Consider the following 26,443-nt stretch of genomic DNA (forward strand, 5'->3'; position numbering starts at 1 on the left):
CAAGAGATGAACTGGGGTCTGTGGTTGCCGAATGTTACAGCTTGAGCAGGAGAACAGTATATCGAACACTGAGAGGTTAAGAAAGGACAAAGACAAGCGTGTGAACTTTATTTGTTCCATGCTTTCTTTTCTGTGTATAGAAGTTTTTTTGAATAGGAGACTGGTCTGTGATACAAGAAAGGTTAAGTGAAATTAGAAGAGCGCTTCACCGGATACCGGAAATTGGTCTGGAAGAAGTTAAAACGCAGCGTTGTCTGCTGGAAGAAATAGAAGGAATAAAAAAGGAATATATTGAAATCAAAAGCTGGCAGACAGGAATTCTGGTTTTTGTTTATGGCAGCGACCCTGAAAAGACTATAGGCTGGCGTGCGGATATTGACGGACTTCCCATTACTGAGGAAGTTTATTCAGATTTTCGTTCTACTCATGAAGGGAAAATGCATGCATGCGGTCATGATTTTCATATGACGATTGGTTTGGGGCTGCTGGAAAAGATAAGTTCCAACCAACCAAAAAATAATTATCTTTTTCTGTTTCAACCGGCTGAGGAAAATGAAGCTGGAGGAATGCTGATGTATGAGCAGGGGGCATTTGGCGACTGGCTGCCGGATGAATTTTATGCCCTGCATGTAAATCCGGATTTACCAGTGGGAAAAATTACAACTAGAAAAGGCACATTATTTGCGGCTACCTGTGAAGTTCGTGTTCATTTTAAAGGAAAGGGTGGTCATGCTGCATTTCCTCATGAATCAAATGATATGATTATTGCTGCCACCAGCTTTATTCAGCAGGCACAGACAATTATCAGCAGAAATGTTAATCCTGTAGATGGTGGAGTAATCACATTTGGTACATTTAATGCAGGCACAACAAATAATGTGATTACAGGTGAAGCAAAAATTTCAGGGACGATTCGGACTTTATCAGAAGCGAGCAACCAGCTGACACAAAGGAGAATCCGCGAACTTGCACAGGGAATCAGCCAGTCATTTAACTGTGAAGTGGAGGTGACTTTGGATCAGAAAGGCTATGTGCCTGTTGTCAATGACCAGAATACAACAGAGCAGTTCATTGAATTTATGAAAAATAAGCAAGGTGTTGCTTTTGAAAAAGCACCGGCAGCAATGACAGGTGAGGATTTTGGTTATTTGCTTTCCAAAGTTCCGGGAACTATGTTTTGGCTTGGAGTTGAAAGCCCATTTGGGTTGCATTCTGAAAAATTTAATCCAAATGAAGACGCCCTGACTTTTGCAGTAGAACATGTAGGTGATTTTCTGCAGTCTTTGGATTTGAAGAAATAAAAAACGAGTTTGGGACAGAAATAAAGTTCCAAACTCTCTTCATATCTACACCCGAATAAACGGCGGTACAAAAGCAAAAATTCTTTTTGCGACGAGTAACCGCAGGAGCAAAGGTCTTCATGCGACGAGTAACCGCAGGAGCAAAGGTCTTCATGCGACGAGTAACCGCAGGAGCAAAGGTCTTCATGCGACGAGTAACCGCAGGAGCAACTCCTTCGGAATTAAGCCGAACTATCCTGAAAATATGAGGAGCTCCAGGAAGGTATCAATTCACAGCTATTCATTCTATGAATAGTGTTCCTTGACAATTTTCGGATATTCCTTCTTAATTCTCAGAGCTGATCGCTTTTGTCCCGATCTTCTTTTACTTTATTGCATATTAATGGGTGTATTTGGAATAGTGAATCCTTCGGTTGAAAGTGCTGAAACATACTGCGCCAGAAATTCTTCCCTGATTCCAGATTGTTTTCCGTTTAAGACATACATCGTGGTACGAATTGCGAAATTACCATTGCCTAAATCGACCATGCCGAAAAGAGTAGGGCCGTTTTGGATGTCTTCATCATGCTTTTCTGCCAGACGTTCGTTCACCCCGGAAATCAGCTCCTGAATCTTTTCAATACCTTCCTCCGGCACTATTCGGATGTCTATGACGACCTGAATGTTGGAACGAGACAGATTGCTGATCGTGGTAATATTTCGATTAGGGATAAAATGAACGGTTCCATCAAGTGATTTCAGCTGTGTTGTTCGCAGTCCGATTGAGGTGACTGTTCCTTCAATATCAAGACTGAGCAAACGTATATAGTCACCTACATCCATCTGCTGCTCCAGAATAATAAAGAAGCCTGTAATGATATCGTTCATGAAGCCCTGAGCACCAAGACCAATGGCAACCCCCGCAATCCCTGCACCTGCAAGCAGCGAGCCAATAGGAACCCCCAAAACACTTAATACGGAGTATAAAAAGAAAAAAAACAGAGTGTATTGAAAAGCATTACTGGTAAGCAGATGAAGCGTGTTTACTCTGCTGTTGCTGAGTGACTGTTTTTTGGAAATCTGATTTTTATATAAATGATTGATCAGCACTTTTCCAATTTTATTGATTAAAACAAATAACAATATAAGAAATAAAAGATAGATAGTCTTTTCAATAAGTACTGCGGTAATCTGATCCCAGTTGATTGACTGCCAGTAGCGTTGAAGCGCACTGACTTTTTTCACTGTTTCTTCTGTCAAAGTAACTGAAGAGGAATCTACTGTACTTTCAATACTTGATGTTGACTGCTGCAAGAGAAACATAATGAACCACCTTTATAAAGCATTTCTTCTATTTTACCTAAAAAAGGGAAATCATTCCAGTACAGTCTGCTTTATTATTTTTCAAAAAAAGAAAATCATCAGGTTTCTTATCAGAAAGAATCTTGGTATAAAATCAGTTTCCAGTGTTGAACAGCAATCTGATCTGAACCTCGACTGAAATATTCTGTTAAAATTTCCTTTTTATGATTTTGAAAGTGAATTATGAGAAAAATCTAACAATTCAGAAGATAATATGATACAATATTCTGAAAATGGAAGGGGAACACAGGATGATCGATTGGGAAAATTTAGGGTTTAAATATATCAAAACACCATTTCGTTATCTTTCTAAATGGAAAGATGGAAAATGGGATGATGGGCTGTTAACAGAGGATAATACGCTGCATATACACGAGGGTTCAGCTTCTCTTCATTATGGACAGCAATGTTTTGAAGGATTGAAAGCATATGGCTGTGAAGATGGTTCAGTTAATTTGTTTCGGGTGGAAGAAAATGCAAAACGAATGAACCGCAGTGCTGAACGTCTATTGATGCCTCAGGTTCCGGAGGAAAAGTTTGTAAATGCAGTTAAAGAGGTAGTGAATGCAAATAGAGATTTCGTACCGCCATATGGTTCGGGCGCTACTTTATATATTCGGCCTTTGCTTATAGGGGTTGGAGAAGGGATTGGTGTCAGTCCAGCTCCGGAATATCTGTTTACAGTTTTTTGTATGCCGGTTGGCGCCTATTTCAAGGGCGGTCTGACACCTACAAACTTTATTGTATCTGACAGTGATCGGGCAGCACCGCATGGAACAGGAGCTGTGAAAGTCGGTGGAAATTATGCCGCCAGTTTGTATCCTGGAAAGGTGGCTCATGACAGACATTTTTCGGATTGCATCTATCTGGATCCGGCAACACATACAAAAATAGAAGAGGTTGGTTCTGCCAATTTCTTTGGAATTACAAAGGATAATCGTTTTGTTACACCGATATCCCCGTCTATTCTGCCAAGTATTACGAAGTACTCACTTTTATATTTAGCTGAACATCATTTGGGGATGGAAGTTGTTGAAGGGGATGTTTATCTGGATGGGCTGGATCAGTTTTCAGAAGCAGGTGCTTGTGGAACTGCGGCAGCTATCTCTCCGATCGGAGGCATTCAAAATGGTGATTCGTTCCATGTTTTTTACAGCGAAACAGAAGTAGGTCCTGTTACGCAAAAATTGTATGATGAACTGACAGGAATTCAGTTTGGCAAAATCGAGGCTCCGGAAGGCTGGATTCAAAAAGCCTGACAAAAAATAAAAAAGAAAATACTTAATCGGCGTATTCTATTAAAAGGGTACGTCGATTTTCTTTGTGTCTATAAATATAAAAAAATTTTGTGGTTCAATAATTTTTACAAAAATTGCGTATATTACTTTTGAGCGTGCCGTTTTTAAAGATGAATTGAAAGGTGAAAGGCATGAAGCATTTAAACTAAAAAATTGGAGGAATGAATGTGGCAGATTTAACGGTAAATTATCAGCGTTTAGAAGAATTATCCGGAGTTTATGGAACAAAGGCAGAAGAAATCAGAGGGATTTTAGATCACTTGACTTCAGCGCATCGTGAGACGATGAATGAATGGAGAGGGGAAGCAGCGCAACAGTTTGATGGACAGTTTATTGAACTGACACCCAAAGTCCAGCAGTTTTCGGAGCTTTTGGATGAAATTGACAGCAGATTGAAAAAGACCGCCAATGTTTATGAAGAAACCGATCGGCAGCTTAAAGGCATGCATGGATTTCAATAGCAGATGACAACGATGAGTAAATACAATTTGGAAGGTGAATTACTTTAGTGTTTAAACTATAAATCAGCTTGCTGAAAAAGAGAGCAATGACAAAGGAGCAGGAGTGATGATGAATAGAAAGAAACTTATTTACATATTAAAAGCTGTTTGGATATTGCTTGTTCTTCTCATACTGCTGCTGTTTATAAATAAAAAGTTCAGTACTGTTTCATCAAATAATGAAAAGGAGACTGTACGGCTAAATATTGCCTTAGTGAACGAAGATCAGGGAGTAACAAGCAACCATAAGTTGTATCAGCTTGGATCGGACTATGTAAAAAAAGTTGAAAAAGAGACAACACATGATTGGTATACTGTCGCAAGAGGAACTGGCGAGAACGGACTGAAGAACGGTTCTTATCATCTACTGATTATTATCCCAAGTAATTTCTCTGAGAAGCTGCTTGATTTGGATAATCCTTCACCGGAAAAACTACGGCTGAATTATAAAGTCAATGGGGACGGGAACAGTACGTTTGAGAATGAATCAAAACGAATTGGACAGCAGATTGTAAATGAATTAAGCAAGCAATTAGTAGATATGTATGTAGTCAGTATTATTGATAACCTATATACAGCTCAAAAGAATATTGAGAAAGTGTATGGCAGTGAACAAGATCTGGAAGAGGGATTCAAAAAAAACATGTATCTGCCGGCAGCTCATCTTAAAGAGTCTTTTCCACAAATTTCTACTCAGATTGAGGAGACACAGCAAGCAAACCAAATGGTAAAGGATCATTTTACTCATTTAAAAGAAACGGTTGTTTTTTCTGAGGATAATTTTAGTGGGTTCGAAACAGAATTAGAAAAACTTTTGGCTATGCGATCTGAAGGGAAATTGACTTATGAAGATCTTGTTCAGTCATTGATTTCTTTGGATAATACTCTTTTGAGTCAGGAAACAACGGAACTATTTTCCGCAATCAATAAATCGAGTAATTTTTTTTCTGACTTGTTTTTCTCAGCAAAAGAAGATCAGTATTTTTATCAGGCAAAAGCATTAAGTTTCAATTTATCAGAATCCAGGCAGCTTATTCAAGATCAGATTGAACAATTGATCAGGCTTCGTACTGATTTTTTTAACCAGAATAAAAAACAGTTTTACCGAATCTTTGGATATGATGAAGCAGAACAGATGGAAAACGGTCAGAAAATTACATTAGGAGATGTAATAACCAAAAAACGTAAAATTGATTCAGGATCAGAAAGTATAGAAACGGATTCTTTTCTTAATCAAGCTGTAAAAGTAAACAGAAGGCAAATTGAAAAGCTGCAGGAAAGGTTGAATTCATTGCCGATAAGGAACACTGCTGATCATTCAGAATTTCTAAAGATATTTCGATCTAACGATAGGCTGTATGGAAAATCAGAGGAGCAAGCAAAGTGTTTGCTCGATGAAATTGACAGCTTTTTAACTGCAATCCAAGAACAGGTTAATCATATCAATTTGCGAATAGATGAATATAATAAGGGAGAGGGAATATCAGCTGTTGAAAGTACTGGAATAGAGCTGCCCTTATTAGACTGGAGCACTAACAATTCAACAGTTTTGAAAGAACCTGACAGTTATTATAAAAATTTTGAATCTGCATACTATTTACTAGCTGAAGAAAAGGAGAAGCTTTGCAGCAGAACAGCTTCATTTAACATTCATTGGGAAAATAATAAGCGAAGGGCACTGTTACAACTAACTGTTCCTGAATGTGTAGATTTTAAATCGCTCTCAATGAATGGAGAAGGAAGTACGCTTGTTTATGTATCTGGAGATAGATATATCTATGAAGTTGATGAATTTTCTGATAAACGAATCTATACAATTACTTATCGATTAAAAGGAGAAGGAGAGAATCTGGCAGTTACCAATAATTTTTTGATAAGCGTTTCTCAGATGACAGAAGAGATGAACGAGAAAGAGCTGGGAGTGAGCCCATCACCAGATGAAGAAGCTGACACCGATTCTCCTACTTTAAAAGCAGCTAAACCAACTGAACAGGAGTCTGGTAAAGAAATTATTGTTCCGAATCCGAATATCGATCAAATTGACAGGATTCTGGAATGGGCGCTTCCAGTAGATGTTTCTTTATTCTTGACTGAGGATTTCCAGAAAATAGCGAATGCTTATTCAGAGCAGGCTGGAAAGATAAAAGAACTGTATGAACAGGTTGTAGATGAACTTACTGCCTTTGAAACTGAGTCGTTTTTAAATGAGCAATCATATTTAAATATGGACTTAACAGTTTTTTTCAATATAGTTATAGATGAATTATTTGCAAGTAATGGCGGTGATTTTGATAAACAGAATCAGAATCTGCATGAGCTTCTGAGAATAGCTGATTCAATGGCAGAGAAAAGCAGTGACCTACAAATTATGTTGGAAGAAATACAGAAAAATACTGAGAACTTGAATACAATGGTCGGCAGACAGCTGCAAAAACTAAGTGACTGGCAGAAAATGACACAAACTGCTATGGGGGAAAAGGGACCGGCGGATGTAGTCAATGAACAAACAAATTCCAGTATTCCAGCAATTGACGATTCCTTTATGAAGCTTCTCACGAAGTCCGAAGAAGTGAGAGAAGCCTCTCAAAAGATCATTCAGGAGACTTCAGAAATAGAAGGAGCTTTTGATTTGTTTAACAGAGAGATTCAGGAGGCTCAGAAAAACAGTATGAATCTTTCTGCCAATGCAGAAAAGTTTAAACAGGAGATGTCGGGAGCATTTGCTGGCAACCGTGATTTTTTTGAAGAGTTTACGGATGTATTAAACAATGTTTATCAGGAGGGAATGCCTAACAATACGCTGTTGGAATTTATATCAGATCCGGTGTTCGGAAATTTAGAGACAGCTGTTCAAACAAGCTTGACTAATCAATCTTTTGCATGGGTTTTAATCATGTTTACAGTAAGTTTGTTTCTATCCTTTGTTTTTGTATTTCAGCCACCAGTTCAGAGACTTAAGGTATTTTATTCGAAGCAAAAATGGATTGGTCAAAACATAGTAGATACCCTGTTGCTTTGTGTGAGCTGTCTTATTTTGGGAATCATTTTGACAGCACTGAGTATCAGTGAACTTCAAATTCCAAAAGATTTTCAATTTATTTGGGGAGTAGTGCTGCTAATTTTTTTGACACTCTTTACTTTGATAAATCATTACTTATTAAAACAACTTCACCTTGCAGGCTTTGCTGTAAGTCTCTTTATATTTGTCAGTTATATATTTTCTGTCAGCTCGTTTGGCAATGAGGCTGGTTCTAACTGGATGTTGGATGTATTACAGCGAATAAGTCCTCTTGAGAATGGTCAGGCAGTTCTAAATGACGTTTTATCAGAGAAACTATTGGATAGTGCAAAGTTATTCATCTATGGGGTGGTTCTTTTAGAACTGGTCCTATTCAATATTTTTATTTGGAAACCGCAAAAAAATTTGAAAGAAGAAATAGGATGAAGAAAGCGGCTGTTTGTGTCGGTATTTTGGGTTGTATGTTTTTTGAAATATCTATCGGGCAGGCCAAAGAAGAGTTTCAGGAAAACAGTTTGAATATAAGAGGGGAACGTTTAACGGAAAACCATACAAATAAGAGTAAAAAACAAAGCAATATCATTCAAGAAGACTTATTTGTACTGGAAACAATGGACGAGCTTAGACAGAGAAAAGAGATGGCTGACAGGGAGATGCGGCAGGAAAAAGCACAATTATTTTTAAAAGAGTTAATAGCTGTTGAAACACCTGATTTAGAACTGTTATTTACTGGGAATGAGCAACTAAAACTGAGGGCATATTCAGAAAAAGATTCGTCAGACTTGTTTTCTGCCACTTTCGTTCTCCCTGCGATATTTATAGCAGTTAATCTTGGAGGAATTACAGGGGTATTCTTATTTTATGCTAAAAAAAGAGGAGGTTAGTGTGAATATCAGCAACGAACATATAAATATCACACTTTCATATTCAAATAATGAAAAAGCAGGTGTGGATTTGCGAATTCCTGTTACCAGCAGTGTTTATTCTCTAATCAGGGAGGTGAACGAGATATTTAATAAAGATATTTTATTAAAAAAATATCAGCTCAAGGTTTTAAATAAAGGTATTCTTTTGGGAGAAGAAGACAGGCTGAAAGATTACTCTTTAACTGATGGTGACAGGATTGAAATATTGGAGAATGAAGCATATGAAAGAAATGACTAAGAAATATATGATTACTTTTGAAAATCACAGTTTTAGATTTGCTAAAACAAAAAGTAAATGGCTGCTAAGTATACAGAAATCAGATGTTCGAATACAATCCCGTCAAAAACTGACTTTACTGGAAATTTCTCATCCTCTGCTTTTACCTATGAACTGTCATCAGAAAGAAGAAGCTGTTATAGAAGTTTATACTCTTCCGTATGAATACTTAAGTTTTGAGGATTTAAAGAAACATTCACATGAAGATAAGTTAAGAGCAATGGTTAATACTGCTTCGATAGAGGAACTGCTCGATTTGCCTCTGACATTTTTTTTGCATCCGGACAATCTTTTATTCAATCATAATCTGATTCCCTCACTAGCATACAGAGGACTAAGGGAAAAGATGCCGCCTTTTATCATCAATAAGAAGAAGCTGCTGCGTCAGTATAAATGCCTGATCCTTGAATTGTTTGAAAAAAATCAGAATTTTTCAACTCTTTATGAAGGACAGCTGGAAATAAAGAATGGAAATTCTTTTATTCAGACAATTATTCAATTGGAAAGTATAGAGGAAATCAGAGCCTATTTAATGGATACTTATCTCCAGACCACAGCATATTCAGAAAGAACGATGTGTAAAGTCAGCAAAGTAAAATTTATGTGGATGAAACGGATGGCATTATGTATGTCCATACTGTCTGTGGTTATGTTGGGTCCGCTTATCTATGGCAGCTTTTTTTACATTCCGTTTCTATATCGGATGCAAGAGGCAGATACTGCATTTTTGAAAGGAAATTATGAAGAAGTAATCACTACTCTTAAAAATGAACAAATAGAAAAAATGCCGTTTACACAAAAGTATGAACTTGCATACAGTTTTATTCAGGGAGAAATTTTGCAGGAAAAACAACGAGCTGTTATTTTAAACAATATTACCTTGCGTTCAGAGGAAGATTATCTAAACTACTGGATTGAAAATGGTCGGGGGAATTATGATGAAGCTCTGGATATTGCAAAAAAACTTGAAGATTCAGATTTAATTCTATTTAGTATTATTCAAAAAATGGAACAGGTGCGAAATGACGGAAGTCTGAAAGGAACAGAAAAGGAGGTATTTATGATGGAGCTGGAGGAAGATTACGTCCGCTATCAAGAAAAGCGCAGCAAAATGATGGATGAAGCAGTAGAAAGTTTTTCTGAGGAGGTGGAGAAATAAATAAGTAAATGGCAGATAATTTTATATTATGGCGAGTTTCGTTATCAGTTATTTTTAGATAAAACACAAACCTACTACTTTTCAGAAGAGGCTGCAGCAACCCTTCATCTTCCATTACCGAAAGAAAACAGCTTTTTTCTTTGTTATAAAAATGGCTGGCAGCTGTTACATAATTTTACAGAACAGGCAATAGAAGTCAATGTTTTCTATACCTTTTCTGTGACTGCAGAACAAAAGCTTACACTGATTGTTACTCCTGCAAAAAAAATACAGATTTTTGATTTACTTGATAAAAAAGAGCTATTGATCAGTAATCAAAAGAATGTCGGATTAACTATTACTGATCATGATTTTTCCGCCCTTCTCAAGAAAATAAACGCCAAGTGGCAGCTGATTCTGATAAGCGGATCAGGTATGTTGAATAATCAATGTATGATAAAGAGTGAATATCTTTTGAAAAAAGGAGATGAAATATCTTTTGGCATCCATACATTAAAAATCTTTCACCGGGAGATACATGCAACTTTTGGGACTGTGATTGACACTGAACTATGTGAAATTGATATTTCCCGTTATGAAGAATATACAGAGTATCCTGATTTTCATCGTTCGCCGAGAATTATTTATCGCGGACAAAAAGAGGAAATAACAATAAATTCTCCGAGTGCTCCTCTAAAGGCTCCAAATGACCAGCTGATTAAAACAATCCTTCCACCGATAACTATGCTTGCAGTAACCGGAGTTATGGCATTTTTCCGTTCAAATGTATTCTTCATGATGGCAAGCGGCATTACCACCTTGATGACTGTTGGATTTTCAATTCACAGCTATTTTAAAAACAGAAGAGAGTATAAAAAAGACAGGGAAAAACGCGATGAAAGGTACAGTCGCTACTTGACCGATAAAGCTATTACACTGTATCAATTGAATGAGAAACAGAAACTGGGACAGCTTTATCATTTTCCAGATATAATAGAACTGCTGAAAATGGGGCGGTCATATAACGCTCGAATTTATGAAAAGATACCCGGACATTATGATTTTTTGTTTTATCGTCTGGGCTTGGGCAAGATAAGCAGTACGGTCAAACTTACCTATGCTAACAAAGAGCGTCAGGGGGAAACAGATGCTCTTGAACGTCAGGCTTATGAGCTTTATTTGAAGAATCTTAAGCTCGAAAAAATGCCGATTTTATCTAATTTAGTGAAAGCCTCTGTGGGGTACATTGGTCAACGAGAACTGGTATTGGAGCAGCTGCATCTGCTGATACTGCAGCTGTCTTTTTTTCACAGCTATCATGATTTGCAGTTTATTATCGTTTTTTCTGAAACAGAAATGGATCAATGGTTCTGGTTGCGCTGGCTTCCGCATATCAAATTACAAGATGCAAATATCAGAGGTTTTGTTTACGATCAGCGAAGCTGTGATCAGGTGATGAACGCTTTAAATCACAGGTTAAAGGATCGGAAGAAGATGGTGGAACAGACTGGGAATAATAAAACTGCTAGCTTATTTACACCTCATTATGTATTGATAATTACAGATGAAAAATTAATTCTGGATCATAGTATTATGGATATCCTAAATGAGGAAACCGGTAAACTAAGCTGTAGTGTCGTCTATGTAAAAAATGAATTAAGCAGTCTGTCTGATTATATAAAAACAATTATTGATATTCGTGATAAAAATACAGGAATTTTGCTGCTTGAAGAGGGGGATTTAAAAGAAATTTCATTTAAGCCGGATCATTTTCCGGAAGAATTTGATTTCGAAGAACTGCCACGGCTGCTGGCACCGCTGAATCATCTGCAAACTATCCAATCAGCGATTCCGGAAACTGTTACCTTTTTTGAGTTGTATGGTGTAAAATCTTTTGAAGAGCTAGGGGTAATTGAGCGCTGGAGGAACCATTCTCCGCATAAAACACTGTCAGTGCCTATAGGAATGCGGGGAAATGAAGAAAAGCTGCTTCTTAATCTGCATGAAAAAGCCCACGGACCACATGGGCTGATTGCTGGAACAACTGGGTCCGGCAAATCTGAGCTGTTGCAGACCTATATTTTAAGTTTAGCAGTCAATTTTCATCCGCATGACCTTGCATTTCTTCTTATTGATTATAAAGGCGGAGGACTGGCAAATCTTTTCAGTAAGCTTCCTCATATGCTTGGAAGTATAACAAATTTGGATGGCTCCCAAAGCAGAAGAGCTTTGATGTCTATCAATGCAGAGTTAAAACGTCGGCAAAAGTTGTTTGCAGAGAATAATGTAAATCACATCAACCAGTATCAGATACTTTATAAAAGAGGTGTTGTCCTAGAACCTCTGCCGCATCTGTTTTTGATTAGTGATGAATTTGCAGAATTAAAGTCAGAGCAGCCTGAATTTATGAGTGAACTGATTTCTGTTTCACGTATCGGGCGATCTCTGGGAATTCATTTGATTCTGGCAACACAAAAGCCTTCTGGGGTAGTTAACGATCAAATATGGAGTAATTCCAATGCCAAACTCTGTTTAAAGGTTGCGGATCGATCAGACAGTATGGAAATGCTGAAGACTCCTGATGCATCAGAACTTGTTCAGCCGGGTCGGGCTTATTTGCAGGTTGGGAACAATGAAATTTATGAGCTGTTTCAAAGTGCATGGAGCGGAGCTGGTTATCAGCCGAAAAAAAAGAAGCAGCAAGATGATGACCATAGAATCTACCGAATCAATGAGCTGGGACAATACGAGCTGTTGAACAGAGATTTAAGCGGTCTGGAAAAATTTGAACATATAAATCGAAATCCTACAGAGCTGGAAACAATTATTGAAGGAATCTGCACTATTACTAAGGTCAAAAAGATTCGGGAGATTCCAAGACCATGGCTTCCTCCGCTAAAGAAGAGATTGTCAGTCAATGAACTGCATCCTGCAGATTTTAAATATTTATGGCTAACTGAAAAGCAAAAATTAGAACCTGTCCTAGGTGTTGTTGATTTACCTGGAAAACAAAGGCAGAAATTGTTGAAGATTAATCTAACAGAAGAGGGACACATGGTTGTCTACAGCAGTCCGGGATATGGGAAAAGTACTTTGCTGCAGACGGTGGTTATGGATTTGGCTCGCACACATAATCCTGAGCATCTAACCTTTTATCTTCTGGATTTTGGAACAAATGGATTGCTGCCTTTGAAAAATCTTCCTCATGTTGCTGAAATAATGGAATGTGATGAGAATGAGAAGATCTTCAAGTTTATGAAAAGAATCAATGGTGAACTAAAAAAAAGAAAAGTATTGCTAAAAGAATATACAGCTGCCAGTCTTGAAATATATGAGGCAGCAAGCGGCAAGGTTGAGCCGACTATCTTGATAGTAATCGATAATTTTGAAGGTGTGAAAGGATCGGATTTTGAGGGGGAATTTGAGATGATGCTTAATCAGACTGCTCGTGAAGGTGCGGCAGTCGGCATTCATCTACTTCTTTCTGCCGGACGCCAAAATTCGCTGCGTATGTCGTTGTCAGGAAATATCAAAGTTCAGATCCCCTTACATCTGATTGATGATTTTGAAGCAAAGTCAATTGTTGGAAGAACAAGTATTGCGATAGAGGACCTCCCTGGAAGAGGGTTAATCAAAATGGAAGAACCAGAATTATTCCAAACAGCTTTGCCTGCTTCAGGAGAAGACACATTGAAACTCATTGAAGCAATTCAAAAGGAAGTCAATGCCATGAATACTTACTGGATGGGAAAACGACCCAAACCTATTCCTATGGTCCCCATGCTTCTCAGCTTTGACAGCTTTAAAGAAATGAAAGCTGTTCAGCAAATGGTGTGCCAAGGACTTCTTCCACTAGGCTTAGACTTTGAACAGGTTGAACCTGTAACTTTTGAGTTAAATCGTCAATTGAATCTTGCATTAATCGGTGACTCGCCCAAACCACTTCTGACATTAAAATGTTCAATGTTATTGTCTGTGGAACTGTTGACCGGTCAAGTTAATACTGTTGTTATCGATTCCGGAAAGATTAGTACAGGAAAGAATTTATCCGTTCATTCGTACAGGGATCAACCTGCAGAATTTATCGAATTTAAAGAAGAATTGTTGTGTGAAGTGAGAAGGAGAGAGCAGGCTGGATGTCACGGGCAGAAACCTTGGCTAATCTATATTACAGAGATGGAAAAGTTTGAACAGACAGTTCACCTGACAGAAGATGAGCTGAAAAAAATATTGTTGTCAGCTGAGCAGACAGGCATCCATCTCATTATTGCCGGAGATCATCGATATATGGCTAAAACACGAGTCGGGCTTCCCAGATACTATCGGCAATTAATTCAAACTGCTGTTTTTGCTATGAAAATCTCGGATCAGGAATTTGCGGGAAAATCTTATATATCCAAAGAACCAGAACTGGCGGAATCCAGCGGCTATTACTATACAGAAAAAGAGTTTATCAAGATTAAATTCGTACAGGAGATCAGCTGAAGCAGACATATGGAAGATGATCCAGATACAGAAAGACTTTGAATGGAAGGTTACAGTATATGGTGTCCCTATATTTTTTGTTTGAATTGATTTTACGAAAATTTGATACAGATTCGCCATCAGCTTTATTCTGCTGAATTTGATCAACTACTGCTTATCAAAAAGGTCTGATTTTCTTTGTTTTATAGACCAAATTTTTTTTTAATCAGTCTGTTTTTGGCGTATAATGAAAGAAGTATTGGATTTAAAGAAAGGTGGAGTAATATTATGACGTTCGAGAAGACAAAGAAGTTAGCAAATGGATCGGTCATTCCTCGTTTAGGTTTAGGTGTCTGGCGTGTTCAGGATGGACAAGAGGTCATTGACTCTGTGAAATGGGCGCTGGAAACAGGCTATCGATTGATTGATACGGCAGCTGTGTATAAGAATGAAGAAGGAGTAGGAGAAGGCATACGATTGTCTGGTATTCCCAGAGAAGAAATTTTTGTGACAACCAAACTGTGGAATGAAGATCAGGGCTATGAATCCACGATGAAAGCTTTTGACGAAAGTTTAAATAAGCTGGGATTGGACTATGTTGATCTGTACCTGATTCATTGGCCGGTAAAGGATAAATATAAAGAATCTTGGAGAGCAATGGAGGAGATTTATGAAAGCGGACGGGCAAAGGCTATAGGGTTGTCTAATTTTCATAAGCATCATGTTGAAGATATTTTGGCAGATGCGAAAGTCAGACCTGTAGTGGATCAAATTGAACTTCACCCTACACTTAGTCAGGTACCTCTAAGAGAATATTTAAAAAAAGAAAATATCGCAGTTGAAGCATGGTCTCCGTTGGGACAAGGAAAAAGTTTGGAAAATCCTGTTTTAGTTGAAATGGGTAAGAAATATGGAAAATCAGCTGCTCAGGTAATTATTCGCTGGCATCTGCAAAATGACATTATTGTTATTCCTAAATCTGTTCATGAAGAACGAATCAGAGAAAACTTTGATGTGTTTGATTTCGAACTTAGTCAGGAAGATTTAAAAGTAATTGATGACTTGGATATGAATGAACGTCTAGGTGCTGACCCTGATAACTTCAATTTTTAATCTAGAAATTGGAAAGAATGTCTATTCCAGATTTACCATAAATTATTGAAATGACCTCAACGGGCATTACAAGCAATAATATACAAAGAAAGACGACAGCCTGAAAAAATTACTTGGGACTGTCGTTTTTGTTTTGATGTTATAGCTGATTAACAAAGTAATCGAATAATGCACATTCTCTTTCATCTTTGTCAAAATTTAATTCGGGATGCCATTGTACAGCAAGAAGACGCTGTTCCGGATTTTTGGCTTCTACTCCTTCAATAATTCCGTCTGTCGAGTAGGCAGTGGGAATAAGTTCAGGCGACAGATCGCGAACAGCCTGATGATGATAGGAATTTACCCGTTTCTTTTCTCCTAGGATATTCTGCAAAATACTGCCTTTTTCTGTAACAATAGAATGTGTGGCAAATTCAGGTGTTGTTGGCTGTTGAACATGTTTAACCTTCCAGTCTTTGTATTCAGAAAGATCCTGATACAAAGTCCCTTTTAAAGCCACGTTCAATAATTGCATCCCGCGACATACTGCAAAAATTGGTTTTTTCTGTTTCATTGCTTCAGTGATCAGTGCCAGTTCGAAAATATCACGATTCCTATTAGTTTCTTCCAGTTTTGGTTGAGGCTCTTCACCATAAAGATCAGGTGATACATCCTGTCCGCCTGCTAAAAGCAGCTTGTCTATTTGATTAATATACGTTTTAGCCAAAGCTGAAGCTCCAATAGGCAAAATGAAGGGGATTCCCCCAGCTTTCTGTATGCCATTCACAAAGCCCTGCGGAGTATATGAAACCTGATTGCCATGAAAGAATTCTGTAGAATGAATTAATTGATTTCCGGCGATACCGATAATTGGTTTGACCATAACTTGTCTCCTTTATTCTTTTATTTTTCTGACTGTAACGTAGTTTCTGTCTGAAAACTTTAGTGGCGAGTCTTTTCGAAAAAATAAATATAGGCTAGTTCTGTTTAAAGAAGGAATGTTACTATATTCTTTAACTTGTCATATTGTTACCATGATTCATCCCCCAGAAGCTAATACTTTAATAAATTACTTAGGAAAATAGGGGGTTATTATCAGCTTTCAACAAATAACTAATTGAAGCTCCTGTTTTTGACGAAATAGCATAGGCCATTTGGGAATAGTTAGCTGAAAATTTTCTTTTTTTATTTCTGGAGGGACGAATCATATCATTCTGCTAAATGAATGTTTACTATAGAAAATTTTTGTATCTATGAGTTTCACTACCCTATACTACACTACACTTCGTTTCGATCTCATCAATTTCTAAACGTCAAAGCCATTAAGAATTGAAGGACTTCGTTTCGATCTCATCAATTTCTAAATGGCAAAGCCACTAAGAATTGAAGGACCTTGTTTGATTCTCGATAGTTTTCAGACAGGTCATAGTTATGCGGAAACAAGATATAAAGATTAACATCAGCTTCCTTTGGTGTTCAACTGTATGTTTACTTCAAGTAAACCAGTTTAAAATTTCTTTTTCTATTTTATCACTTTTAGCAGGAAAGGCTATTAAAGTGTTTTAACGTATTGAAAAAAAGAATCCAGATCTGAAGAAGCATCCCGGATTCCTTTTCAGAATAATCCATAAGAGAAAGACTGTTATATTTTCTCCGCTGTTCAATTTTAATATTTTGTACGAATTACTTCTACTTTGTAACCATCTGGATCTGTTATGAAGTAGTAAGAAGGCGGTGTTCCAGGAAGTCCTTTCATGTCTGTTACATTAAATTCAGCATCTTTATGTTTGCTGTGAAGAGCTTCAATGTCATCTGTGCTGATTGCAATATGACCATAGCCGTTTCCAAGATCATATGCTTCATGATCATAATTATAGGTTAGTTCAAGCTCATATTCATCTCCTGGAAGAGTTAAATAGACTAAGGTGAATTTATTTTCAGGAAAATCCCGTCTGCGGCTTTCTTCAAAACCAAATGCCTTCTGATAAAATTCCAGAGAAGCTTCCAAATCTTTTACACGGACGCAAGTGTGTGCCATTTTCATCTGTGAATCATCCTTTCAAATTAAAAATATCAAATAAATAGTGTTTCCTTTTTAATACTAGCACAGAGCGTATAAAAAGATAAGTTTTTGCTTGTTCATTAAAAATTTCTAATGTAGAATTAAAAGGATTAACAGGCTTTCGAAAGTTCTGGATGAACTAGATGGCGAAGGAATGAGAATCAGAATAATTATGTGAAGTCAGTTGGTTCATCTATTTAGTCAATCAGCTGAGGTCAAAAAATTCAAGGAGTTGCTTTTATGGAAATTCCCACTTTTGGAGAAAAATCAAACCAGAGGGATTATAAAAAAAGGTTGGGTGCGTATATTGTTGTAACAAGAAATAATCAGCAGGAGATGGTATTAATTCAAGCACCAAACGGGGCATACTTTCTGCCTGGTGGAGAAATAGAAAAGGGGGAAACAAAGGAACAGGCAATTGATCGGGAAATGCTGGAAGAATTGGGTATTGAAGTAGTCATTGGTGCGTACCTGGGACAGGCAGATGAATATTTTCATTCACGTCATAGAGAGACAGATTATCATAATCCTGGCTATTTTTTTATTGCTTCGGAATGGACACAAGTCAGTGAGCCTCTTGAGAAATGTAATGGTATTCAATGGGTGATGATTGATGAGGGGATTGAACTTTTGAAAAGAGGAAGTCATAAATGGGCAGTCCGCAAATGGCAAAACAGCTTATAAAGTCGTGATTCAGCTTTTGTAAATAGGCAGGAAAAAAGCTGCAAAATTTTCAGATTTTAAACAGTATAAAGTATGAGGATTTTTTTAGAAGAGAAACAGATAAATCAGAGCTTTTTTCTATATTCAAAATATTGAGTTTGAATGTTCATTATGAATAACAGTACTGCTGCTTTTTTAAAGAGGAAGTTGTGACAAAGCTGCTCCATGCGACGAGTAATCGCAGGAGCAAGCTTTGTCACAACTTTCTTTTCTTGAATTAAAAAGTCAGTTCAAATATTTAAATAAAACTTCAGCCACACCATCTTCATCATTTGAAGAAGTATGCACATCCGCAGCATTTTTAACATTTTCAGTTGCATTGCCCATAGCTACGCCAATACCTGCTTTTTCAATCATGGACAAATCATTTTCATTGTCACCAATCGCCATGGTTTCTTCAATCGGAATATTTAAATGAGCAGCCAGTTTTTCAAGGGCATTTCCTTTGCTGGCTTCTTTATTTAAAATCTCATAGTAAAATTCTGTACTTTTAACAGTTGTGTATTTCTCCTTTAAGCTGCTCGGCAGCTGACTGATAGAATGATCTAAAATCTTAGGTTCATCGATCATCATCATTTTAATCACGTTAATATCTGGCGTGATTTCTTCCACTGAACGATATTTCAGCGGCATATCCACCAGATAAGCTTCATGAACTGTATATTTGCCAATATCACGATTAAAAGTATAAATGTTCTGCTCATCACTCATGTGTAAATGGCTGCCGACCTTTCTGGCTTCCAGCTCAATTTCAAGGAAATCAGTGTAGGACAGCGTATATTTTGAAATCACTTCTTTGGATTTTGTTGCCTGCACCAAAGAGCCGTTATAGGTAATCACATAATCATTGTCCCGATAAAGATTCAGCTCCTCCAACAGGCTTTTCACACCTGGCAACGGTCTGCCGGTACATAATACAATAAATACACCCTGTTTGTTGGCCTTTTGCACAGCCTCTTTTACCCGGGCAGTGATATTTCTGTTGGAATCCAGTAATGTTCCGTCGATGTCGATTGCTACTAGCTTAATTGTCATGTTTTCCTCCTGCAGTGTCTATTAAAAAATTAAACTTTATTGTCAATAATTGCGCCATTATGAATAAATGACTGAAATTCATGGTAGGTTTCTTCAAATAAATCCAAATGCTGATCTTTTGCTGGTTGAAGCATTTCTTTAGGGAAGTAAAAGCGTCGATCTCCTTGGCCCTGACCGGCAAGCGCAGCAACTAGTTGGCTGACTTTCGAAAGCTCTACCAGTGTTCCGTCTTTTTGAATGATTTCAATTTGTGTCCGGTGACTGTTTTTTTCCGGGCGATAGAAGTCATACGGTAAATCATAGCTGGAATTAATTGCTGTATAATATTTTGGATTATAACCAACTTTTTCTATCAGCATTTTTAAGTGCTCGATTATCAGCGGATCTGTTTCGTTCGAGAATTTGGCTGATTTTAAAGGCTTGCGCATTAAAAAGCGTTTTGTCAAATCGGTCAGTACAGAGTCGCCTAGTTCACTCCATTGTGTAAAGTAGGTAGTCAGAACACCATCATCCAGTTTTAGATATTCCTGTAGTGTGTAATCTCCTTTGAAAAAGGGGACCAGCAGTTGTGAGTGCAGAAGATAGTCGTCAGGCTGCTCTTCATACAGACTTTTAGCCCGATGGAGCAGATGATCTAAAATAACTTCCATTCCTCTGGAAACTGGATGGAAATAGACTTGAACATACATTTGGTAACGACTGACAATGTAATCTTCCACTGCGTGCATGCCGTTCATTGTAAAGGCCAAACCGCCTTTATATGGTCGGATAACACGTAGAATTCTGGTCAAATCAAAAGTGCCGTATTCTGTACCGGTAAAATAAGCATCTCTCAGCAGGTAATCCATCCGATCTGCATCGATCTGACTGGAAATCATTTGGACTACCTGAGGATTTCCGTATTCCTTGGTAATCACGCTGGCAACCTTCTGAGGAAAGTCAGCTGAAACCTGATTGAGGATTTGAAAGACGTCAGTTTCCGGAGAAGTGATTATTTCCACAGTAATCTTTTCGTGATCTGTTTGAAAGATATGTTCAAATGTATGTGAATAAGGTCCATGACCCACATCATGCAGCAAAGCGGCACACAGGGCTACCAAACGTTCCTCATCATTCCAGCCATCTTCTCCAATCTGTTCAACAGAATAATTCCGTTGAAAAATATCACAGATTCTTCTGGTTATTTCATAAACGCCCAGTGAATGAGAAAAACGGCTGTGTTCTGCGCCGTGAAAGGTCAGGGAAGAGGTACCCAGCTGTTTGATTCGTCGAAGTCTTTGAAATTCTGCAGAATTAATCAGGTCTAAAATCACCTGATGTTGGACATGAATGTAATTATGGACAGGGTCCCGAAAGACTTTTTCAATAGGCAGTAACTGATTTTTATAAGAAATGGTCATGCAGTTCCTCCTCCAGCTGCTGATTGCGCTGAATCATTTTTTTTAGCTGTTTTTTATAGTCTGTCTGAATTTCAGACAGCTGCATTAAACTGTTTATCTTTTTTTCCTCAACCAGCATTTGATTTTCTTCTTGAAAGACATGCAGCAGTCTTTCCTTTACACTATCGATTGCCAAAGGTTTCTTCAGCAGATTGCCAAGATTTTCCATTACTGCTGGTTCAACCGGCGGAAAACCATTCTCTCCGAAGCCTTCCTTTAATCCATGTTGATAAAATCGTCGGACTGCTTCTCCTCTGGATTGTTGATTGCCGTTAATGCTTAGGTAAGCCATTACGGCAACGCCTTCTTTTATTCGTCGTTGTGCGATGCCCGCAAATTTTTTCCCGGCGATACTTAAATCAAATGTCCCGGGGCAGTAGGAATTGGAAATTTCATAGGCCTCAATGGTTTTCCCGCTGGTTTCAAAGGCTGAATGAATCCATTCTCTAAAAAAATGATAGGCATTGTCAATTGAGAGTTTATGTTCTGCAGACTGCGGCAGAATGAGAGAGACATTCAGTACGCCCTTATCAGCGATTACACCTAAGCCTCCTGAGTTGCGAATAATCGGTTTATAGCCATCTGCTTTCAGCGATGCAATCCCATCAGAGAAATAAGGAACACGAGTGTCTTTCATGCCCAAAATCATCGTTTGCTCCAACTGCCAGAAATGCAGGATCGGCTGTTTATGAATACCTGAAAAAATCGTCAGGGTATCCGTCAGCGCAAAAGGAGAAAGAACTTCCGCTTGGGAAAGGGTACCTTGATCGATTATAAAAGCTTCTTGGTTTGAAAGGAGTGTTTTTAAAAGGCTATTCTTCATCTGCTTCTTCATCCTGTTTTGCTTTTGAGACATAGTTTTTTACTTCTTTATTCATCTGCGAATATTCATTTGAAAAGCGAACGGGTTTGCTGAGCAGCCTCATCGGCATCGAAGACAGGAATTTGCTGAAATCTTTCCGTGCTTCTTCGGTTAAGCGTCCAGGCTTGGACATCATGCGCTCATAGAGATAATGATGGAATTCTTTCATTGCATCTACATCGATACTCATTTTATTATGGCATTCCTCACATTCAATACTTGAAATTATTTCGTTCATATATTGAATGTCGTGGAGTGTTTCCTTCTGGCAATGCATACAAAAAAGCATTGCTTCTTCATCGTGAAACAACATTGTCTTCACCTCCCTTATATATTATAAACCATTTATGGCTAAAATTATGTAGTAAAAGTATAAAGAAAAATTTATTTTTAAATGAATAAAGGAACAAACGTGCTGATTGACTTGCAACGAAGCAAGGAAAAAGATAGAATATTTACATATGATTTGATGGTGAACAAATGTAAAGGCGGAAGATGGCAGAGATTGATAAATTAGATTGGTTAAATGATAGGCACGTTTATGGCAGGCGGTCTGTGGTCATATTTTTATGAAGGAAGAAAACTGCCTGTTCAGTTATGCAATCATTTTGCAGTCAAATTAGCTGCTGTTAAACTAAATGCTTTTATTTAGAATTAAGATGAACCCAAATGCAGATAAAAGGAGAAACGCATGATTGATCAGAAGAAAGCAGAAAAATCTGCCAGCTTTGCACTAAACAGCTACCGGACAATGTGGGAAATAAGATTGTTTGAAGAAGCTGTACAGGACTTATTTGACGATGGAAAAATGTACGGTACAATGCATCTTTGTATCGGGCAGGAAGCAACGGCGGCTGGCGGAGCGGGTGTATTGAACAAGACAGATTGGGTACTCTCCACTCACAGAAATCACGGGCATGCGATTGCCAAAGGAACGGACCGCAGAGCAATGCTGGCAGAAATTCTTGGAAAACAGACAGGAACTAACCGGGGGAAAGGCGGCAGTATGCATATTGCAGATTTAACTGTTGGAAATTTGGGCTCAAACGGTATTGTCGGCGGCAATTTTCCGATTGCTGCGGGTGCGGCTTTAACAGCCAAAATGAATCAGACAGAGCAGGTAGTTCTTTGTTATGGCGGTGATGGTGCAACGAATGAAGGAAGTTTTCATGAAGCGTTGAATCTGGCTTCTATTTGGGCTCTTCCGGTTGTTTATCTGATTGAAAATAATCAGTACGGCATGAGCAGCGCCATTCAACAAATGGTAAATGTCAAAAAGCTTTCTGATCGGGCTGAAAGCTATGGAATAGAGGGGCTGACAATTGATGGAAATGATGTGTTTGCTGTTCAAAGAGCAGTAGAAATATCCGTTGAAAAAGCACGGAAAGGCGGTGGTCCAACCCTGATCGAAGCCATTACTTACCGTTATAAAGGTCATTCGAAATCAGATAAGCTCGTTTATCGTTCGAAAGAAGAATGTCAGTACTGGATGGAAAATCACGATCCAATTTTAAAGCTTGAGCAACGATTAGCGGAAGAATTTTCAATATCAAATGCGCAGCTGGCTGAGATCAGAACAGCTGTTCAGCAGGAAACAGAAGAAATGGTTCGATCTGTTTTAAATGATCCTGAGCCTGAATTGAAAGAACTGTGGCAGGATGTTTATCAGGAAGGAGTGAAGCAATAATGCGGACGATTACTTATTTGGAAGCATTAAATGAAGCTCTGGGAGAAGCGTTAAGTGCTGATTCAAAAGTCTTTCTGTTAGGCGAGGACATCGGTTTGTATGGCGGCGGTTTTGGTGTGACGAAAGGTCTTCAGGAAAAGTATGGTTCTGAACGCGTAAGGGAGACACCCATTTCTGAAAGTGCCATTGCAGGTGTAGCTGTAGGAGCGGCTATGACAGGGATGAGACCGATTATGGAGCTGCAGTTTTCAGACTTTATCACAGTGGCGATGGATCAGCTGGTGAATCAGGCAGCTAAAATTCATTATATGTATGGTGGGAAAGCCAGTGTACCAATGGTTATGAGAACGGCAGGAGGATCAGGAACCGGAGCGGCTGCACAGCACTCGCAAAGTCTGGAAAACTGGATGACCCATATTCCCGGACTGAAGGTTATTCAACCTTCCAACGCCTATGATGCGAAAGGCCTGCTGCATGCTGCAATTGAAGACGATAACCCGGTGATGTTTTATGAACATAAATTACTTTATAAAACAGAAGCGTCTGTACCGGAAGGAAAGTATGTTTTGCCTTTGGGGGTTGCAGATATTAAGCGGGAAGGAACGGATGTAACAGTTGTTGCAACAGGGATTATGGTTGAAAAAACACTGAGAGCTGCAGAGGAGCTCGCTAAGTCAGGAATTAGTGTAGAGGTGATTGATCCAAGAACACTGGTTCCTTTAGATAAAGAGACGCTGCTGAATTCTATTGACAAAACCCGTCGCGCAGTAGTGGTAACGGAAGCTGTTAAAAACAGCGGCTTTAGCGCTGAGCTGACAGCAGTTATTGCCGAGTCTACAGTCAGCAGAAAACTTTTGCATCCGGTTGTTCGTTTAGGCGGAGAATTTGTCCCGATGCCTGCACAGCAATTACTTGAAAAACGTGCGATTCCACAAAAAGAAACGATCATAGCGTGTATTAAAGAGTTGATGAATGAAAGTGATGAGAAATAGATGAAAATCAGTGAAAACCGAAGAAAAATGATGAAAATAGTCACTCTTTATTATGATAATGGGCTGACACAGGCAGAGATTGCCCGAAAAATGAAAATCTCCCGACCAGTCATTTCGAAAATTCTTCAACAGGCTAAGGAAGAAGGGATTGTGAAGGTCTCAATTCAGGATGAGTCCGCCCATACCGTAAAGCTGAGTCTGGCTCTGGAGGAAAGGTATCAGCTGGACGAAGTAATCATCGTTTCAGACAATGATCACGCACCGGATATAAAGATAAGACAAAAAGTCAGTGAGGCAGCAGCTGATTATTTGAGCAGTATTTTAGTATCGTCGATGTCAATTGGATTATCATGGGGAACAACATTGGCAGATATGATTGATGCGCTGCCATTTTATTCGTTCCCATCAATTAATGTTTGTCCGCTTGTCGGAGGAGTCTCCGGTGAGCATCTTTATTTTGACACCAATCATCTGGCTTTTCGTTTGTCTGAAAAATTAAACAGTCAATGCCAATATGCCTATATTCCTGCATTGGCAGAAAGTGCTGAACTGGCAGATGTATTAAACCAAAGTCAGTTGATGCACACCATCCTGATGTCTGCAAAAAAAGTGGATCTGGCAATTATAGGTGTAGGCAATCCGGTGAAGCGGTCAACCTGGAATGACTTGGGATATTTTGGAAAAGAAGAAATGGAGACCATAAAAAAAGATCAGGTTAAAGGGGATGCAGTGGCCTCCTTATTTGACAAAAATGGTCAAACAGTTAACAATACTATTAGCAGCCGTATGCTGGGGATTAAAGTAGAAGATTTGGTCAATATTCCGCAGGTCATGGTGATTGGCAGCGGAAAGGAAAAAGCAGAGAGCATTCACCCGTTGCTGATGGGGAACAGCTGCTCTATTTTAGTGACAAATCAGACTGCAGCTGAAGCATTACTGGCGATGTAAAGGTAAAGGAGATTGTTTTGATGGATTTAACACAGGGAACAACTATTTCTATTCAATTGAAGACAGAAGTAAAACAAGCTGGTGAAACGAAAGATTTCTTTTTTGACCTGACCGGGCAAATCGTTAAAATAGGAGATACATTGTATATTCGCTATAAAGAAGTTCAGGATGGCGGGGAGGAAACACCGGTTACCATAAAAGTGGAGCCGGATGGAAAAGTTCAGTTGATTCGTTCGGGAGAATTACGGATGCGATTGAAATTCGGTTATCAGGAAAGACTGGAAACTACCTATCGAACGCCTTATGGTTTATTCGAAATTGCTACATTTACTCATAATGTTCGATTCAGTTTGAAAGATCAGCCGGTCTCAGGTTCAATTATTATTGACTATGATCTTTATTCTCAAAGTGAAAAAGTGGGAGAATATCATTTAGAGTTGGAATTTACTGCGTAATTCTTAAAGAATCAATTGCTTTTTTTTACATGTTTTTGTATGATAAAGTGTAGACTGTGAAAGGACGTGTACCGCTTGGAAATTAATGTATTTGAAGGATTAAATAAGAACGAACTATCCATGATTGAAGTTGCTCACGCAATTTTGGAACAAAAAGGAGATGTCATGGATTTTTCAGACTTAGTTAACCAAATCCAGAACTATCTTGAAAAGTCTGACAGTGAAATTCGTGATTCTTTAGCACAATTTTACACTGACTTGAATATTGATGGCAGTTTTATCTCTCTGGGCGATAACCGCTGGGGCCTTCGTTCATGGTATCCAATCGATTCAATCGATGAGGAAGTAACACATGGCTTGGATGAAGATGAAGAAGACAAACCACGTCGTAGAAAACGTAAAAAAGTGAATGCATTCATTATGGATACAAATGATGAAGATGTAATTGATTATAACGATGATGATCCGGAAGATGCAGAATTGACTGCTGATGACATCGATTTATATGAGGATGAAGACGACGACGATGAAGAAATTAAAGCGTACAACAGCGACCTTCAGGAAATTGGGGCAGATGAAGATACTGATGATGACTTATCCGGTATTGAAGAAGATCTGACAATTATTGACGATGAAGATGTAGACAGCGACTTTGATGATGAAGACGAAGAGGAGTATATCGGCGGGGCTGAAGAAAAAAACTAATCTGTCTTTAAAATAGGATAGGAAATGGCTTGGAAGGAATATTTTTCCAGGCTGTTTCTTTTTTTGTATGTTCTGAAAACCCCCAGCTATGCTGGGGGTTCTTGAGAGCTTCCAGCGTGGTAGTAAAAAAGCCTCCTAAACTGATAAGATGAAGTTGGTTTCCCGACCACCACATCAAA

The 26,443-nt window shown here is 38.4% G+C and carries 23 protein-coding genes; 16 read left to right on the plus strand and 7 right to left on the minus strand.

The genetic code is table 11. From position 1 onward, the window contains the following. Positions 1–167 precede the first annotated feature (167 nt). Complete coding sequence (locus IW492_RS15115) at positions 168–1,301, plus strand: N-acetyldiaminopimelate deacetylase (protein WP_202068637.1); 1,134 nt, start codon at positions 168–170, stop codon at positions 1,299–1,301. A gap of 119 nt (positions 1,302–1,420) precedes the next feature. Then, a complete protein-coding gene (locus tag IW492_RS18450) occupies positions 1,421–1,549 on the plus strand; it encodes a hypothetical protein (protein ID WP_269160945.1) in 129 nt (42 codons plus the stop codon). A 121-nt stretch (positions 1,550–1,670) separates the two neighbouring features. Here IW492_RS18450 and IW492_RS15120 read toward each other — a convergent pair whose 3' ends face one another. After that, the gene (locus IW492_RS15120) at positions 1,671–2,603 is read right to left on the minus strand and encodes a mechanosensitive ion channel family protein (protein ID WP_202068638.1); all 933 of its coding nucleotides are present in this window, start codon (positions 2,601–2,603) and stop codon (positions 1,671–1,673) included. A gap of 272 nt (positions 2,604–2,875) precedes the next feature. Between IW492_RS15120 and IW492_RS15125 the strand changes: the two genes are divergently transcribed. The 8 genes from IW492_RS15125 (at position 2,876) to IW492_RS15160 (ending at position 15,377) form a co-directional block, all read left to right on the plus strand. Continuing rightward, the gene (locus tag IW492_RS15125; RefSeq protein ID WP_324254798.1) at positions 2,876–3,901 is read left to right on the plus strand and encodes a branched-chain amino acid aminotransferase; all 1,026 of its coding nucleotides are present in this window, start codon (positions 2,876–2,878) and stop codon (positions 3,899–3,901) included. A gap of 206 nt (positions 3,902–4,107) precedes the next feature. After that, positions 4,108–4,401: a WXG100 family type VII secretion target gene (locus tag IW492_RS15130; RefSeq protein WP_202068640.1), complete on the plus strand. Its 294-nt coding sequence runs from the start codon at positions 4,108–4,110 to the stop codon at positions 4,399–4,401. A gap of 106 nt (positions 4,402–4,507) precedes the next feature. Next, positions 4,508–7,885 carry a type VII secretion protein EsaA gene (esaA, locus tag IW492_RS15135; protein WP_236671944.1) on the plus strand — a complete coding sequence of 1,126 codons (3,378 nt, stop codon included), beginning with the start codon at positions 4,508–4,510 and terminating at the stop codon, positions 7,883–7,885. Beyond that, complete coding sequence (locus IW492_RS15140) at positions 7,882–8,343, plus strand: hypothetical protein (RefSeq protein WP_202068643.1); 462 nt, start codon at positions 7,882–7,884, stop codon at positions 8,341–8,343. The genes esaA and IW492_RS15140 overlap by 4 nt, the downstream gene beginning before the upstream one ends. A gap of 7 nt (positions 8,344–8,350) precedes the next feature. After that, complete coding sequence (locus IW492_RS15145; protein WP_324254748.1) at positions 8,351–8,623, plus strand: EsaB/YukD family protein; 273 nt, start codon at positions 8,351–8,353, stop codon at positions 8,621–8,623. Then, positions 8,607–9,821 (plus strand): type VII secretion protein EssB, encoded by a 1,215-nt coding sequence (essB, locus tag IW492_RS15150; RefSeq protein WP_202068647.1) that lies wholly within the window; start codon positions 8,607–8,609, stop codon positions 9,819–9,821. The genes IW492_RS15145 and essB overlap by 17 nt, the downstream gene beginning before the upstream one ends. A gap of 219 nt (positions 9,822–10,040) precedes the next feature. Next, on the plus strand, positions 10,041–14,285 hold the full coding sequence (essC, locus tag IW492_RS15155; RefSeq protein WP_330928237.1) for a type VII secretion protein EssC: 4,245 nt from the start codon (positions 10,041–10,043) through the stop codon (positions 14,283–14,285). Between the two features lie 267 nt (positions 14,286–14,552). After that, positions 14,553–15,377 (plus strand): aldo/keto reductase, encoded by an 825-nt coding sequence (locus IW492_RS15160; protein WP_202068649.1) that lies wholly within the window; start codon positions 14,553–14,555, stop codon positions 15,375–15,377. A 139-nt stretch (positions 15,378–15,516) separates the two neighbouring features. Here the strand turns inward: IW492_RS15160 and IW492_RS15165 are convergent, their stop codons facing one another. Then, the gene (locus IW492_RS15165) at positions 15,517–16,239 is read right to left on the minus strand and encodes a gamma-glutamyl-gamma-aminobutyrate hydrolase family protein (protein ID WP_202068651.1); all 723 of its coding nucleotides are present in this window, start codon (positions 16,237–16,239) and stop codon (positions 15,517–15,519) included. Between the two features lie 783 nt (positions 16,240–17,022). Beyond that, positions 17,023–17,400 (minus strand): lactoylglutathione lyase, encoded by a 378-nt coding sequence (gloA, locus tag IW492_RS15170; protein WP_202068653.1) that lies wholly within the window; start codon positions 17,398–17,400, stop codon positions 17,023–17,025. Positions 17,401–17,658: 258 nt separating this feature from the next. Here gloA and IW492_RS15175 point away from each other — a divergent pair, with 258 nt between their 5' ends. Continuing rightward, positions 17,659–18,102, plus strand: coding sequence for an NUDIX hydrolase (locus IW492_RS15175; protein WP_202068654.1), 444 nt, complete (start codon positions 17,659–17,661; stop codon positions 18,100–18,102). A gap of 264 nt (positions 18,103–18,366) precedes the next feature. Here IW492_RS15175 and yidA read toward each other — a convergent pair whose 3' ends face one another. Genes yidA through IW492_RS15195 form a run of 4 tightly spaced genes read right to left on the minus strand, consistent with a single transcriptional unit; the run spans position 18,367 to position 21,790 of the window. Next, a complete protein-coding gene (gene yidA, locus IW492_RS15180; protein ID WP_202068655.1) occupies positions 18,367–19,176 on the minus strand; it encodes a sugar-phosphatase in 810 nt (269 codons plus the stop codon). A gap of 29 nt (positions 19,177–19,205) precedes the next feature. Then, a complete protein-coding gene (locus tag IW492_RS15185; RefSeq protein WP_202068656.1) occupies positions 19,206–20,576 on the minus strand; it encodes an HD domain-containing protein in 1,371 nt (456 codons plus the stop codon). Continuing rightward, complete coding sequence (locus IW492_RS15190) at positions 20,560–21,438, minus strand: lipoate--protein ligase family protein (RefSeq protein ID WP_202068657.1); 879 nt, start codon at positions 21,436–21,438, stop codon at positions 20,560–20,562. The genes IW492_RS15185 and IW492_RS15190 overlap by 17 nt, the downstream gene beginning before the upstream one ends. Beyond that, entirely contained in the window at positions 21,428–21,790 is a 363-nt protein-coding gene (locus IW492_RS15195; protein WP_202068659.1) for a hypothetical protein, read from the minus strand. Before IW492_RS15195 ends, IW492_RS15190 begins: the two co-directional genes overlap by 11 nt. A 378-nt stretch (positions 21,791–22,168) precedes the next feature. Here IW492_RS15195 and IW492_RS15200 point away from each other — a divergent pair, with 378 nt between their 5' ends. From IW492_RS15200 to rpoE, 5 genes are all read left to right on the plus strand, one after another. Next, positions 22,169–23,164 (plus strand): thiamine pyrophosphate-dependent dehydrogenase E1 component subunit alpha, encoded by a 996-nt coding sequence (locus IW492_RS15200; protein ID WP_202068660.1) that lies wholly within the window; start codon positions 22,169–22,171, stop codon positions 23,162–23,164. Beyond that, positions 23,164–24,156: an alpha-ketoacid dehydrogenase subunit beta gene (locus IW492_RS15205; protein ID WP_202068661.1), complete on the plus strand. Its 993-nt coding sequence runs from the start codon at positions 23,164–23,166 to the stop codon at positions 24,154–24,156. Before IW492_RS15200 ends, IW492_RS15205 begins: the two co-directional genes overlap by 1 nt. Beyond that, positions 24,157–25,104, plus strand: a complete 948-nt coding sequence (locus IW492_RS15210; protein ID WP_202068662.1) for a sugar-binding transcriptional regulator — start codon at positions 24,157–24,159, stop codon at positions 25,102–25,104. Positions 25,105–25,124: 20 nt separating this feature from the next. Beyond that, positions 25,125–25,559 carry a DUF1934 domain-containing protein gene (locus IW492_RS15215; RefSeq protein WP_202068663.1) on the plus strand — a complete coding sequence of 145 codons (435 nt, stop codon included), beginning with the start codon at positions 25,125–25,127 and terminating at the stop codon, positions 25,557–25,559. A 75-nt stretch (positions 25,560–25,634) separates the two neighbouring features. Further along, on the plus strand, positions 25,635–26,264 hold the full coding sequence (gene rpoE, locus IW492_RS15220; RefSeq protein ID WP_236671945.1) for a DNA-directed RNA polymerase subunit delta: 630 nt from the start codon (positions 25,635–25,637) through the stop codon (positions 26,262–26,264). The last annotated feature ends 179 nt before the right edge of the window (positions 26,265–26,443 follow it).

It is taken from the genome of Enterococcus sp. BWB1-3, from assembly GCF_016745275.1.
Taxonomy (GTDB): Bacteria; Bacillota; Bacilli; order Lactobacillales; family Enterococcaceae; genus Enterococcus_L.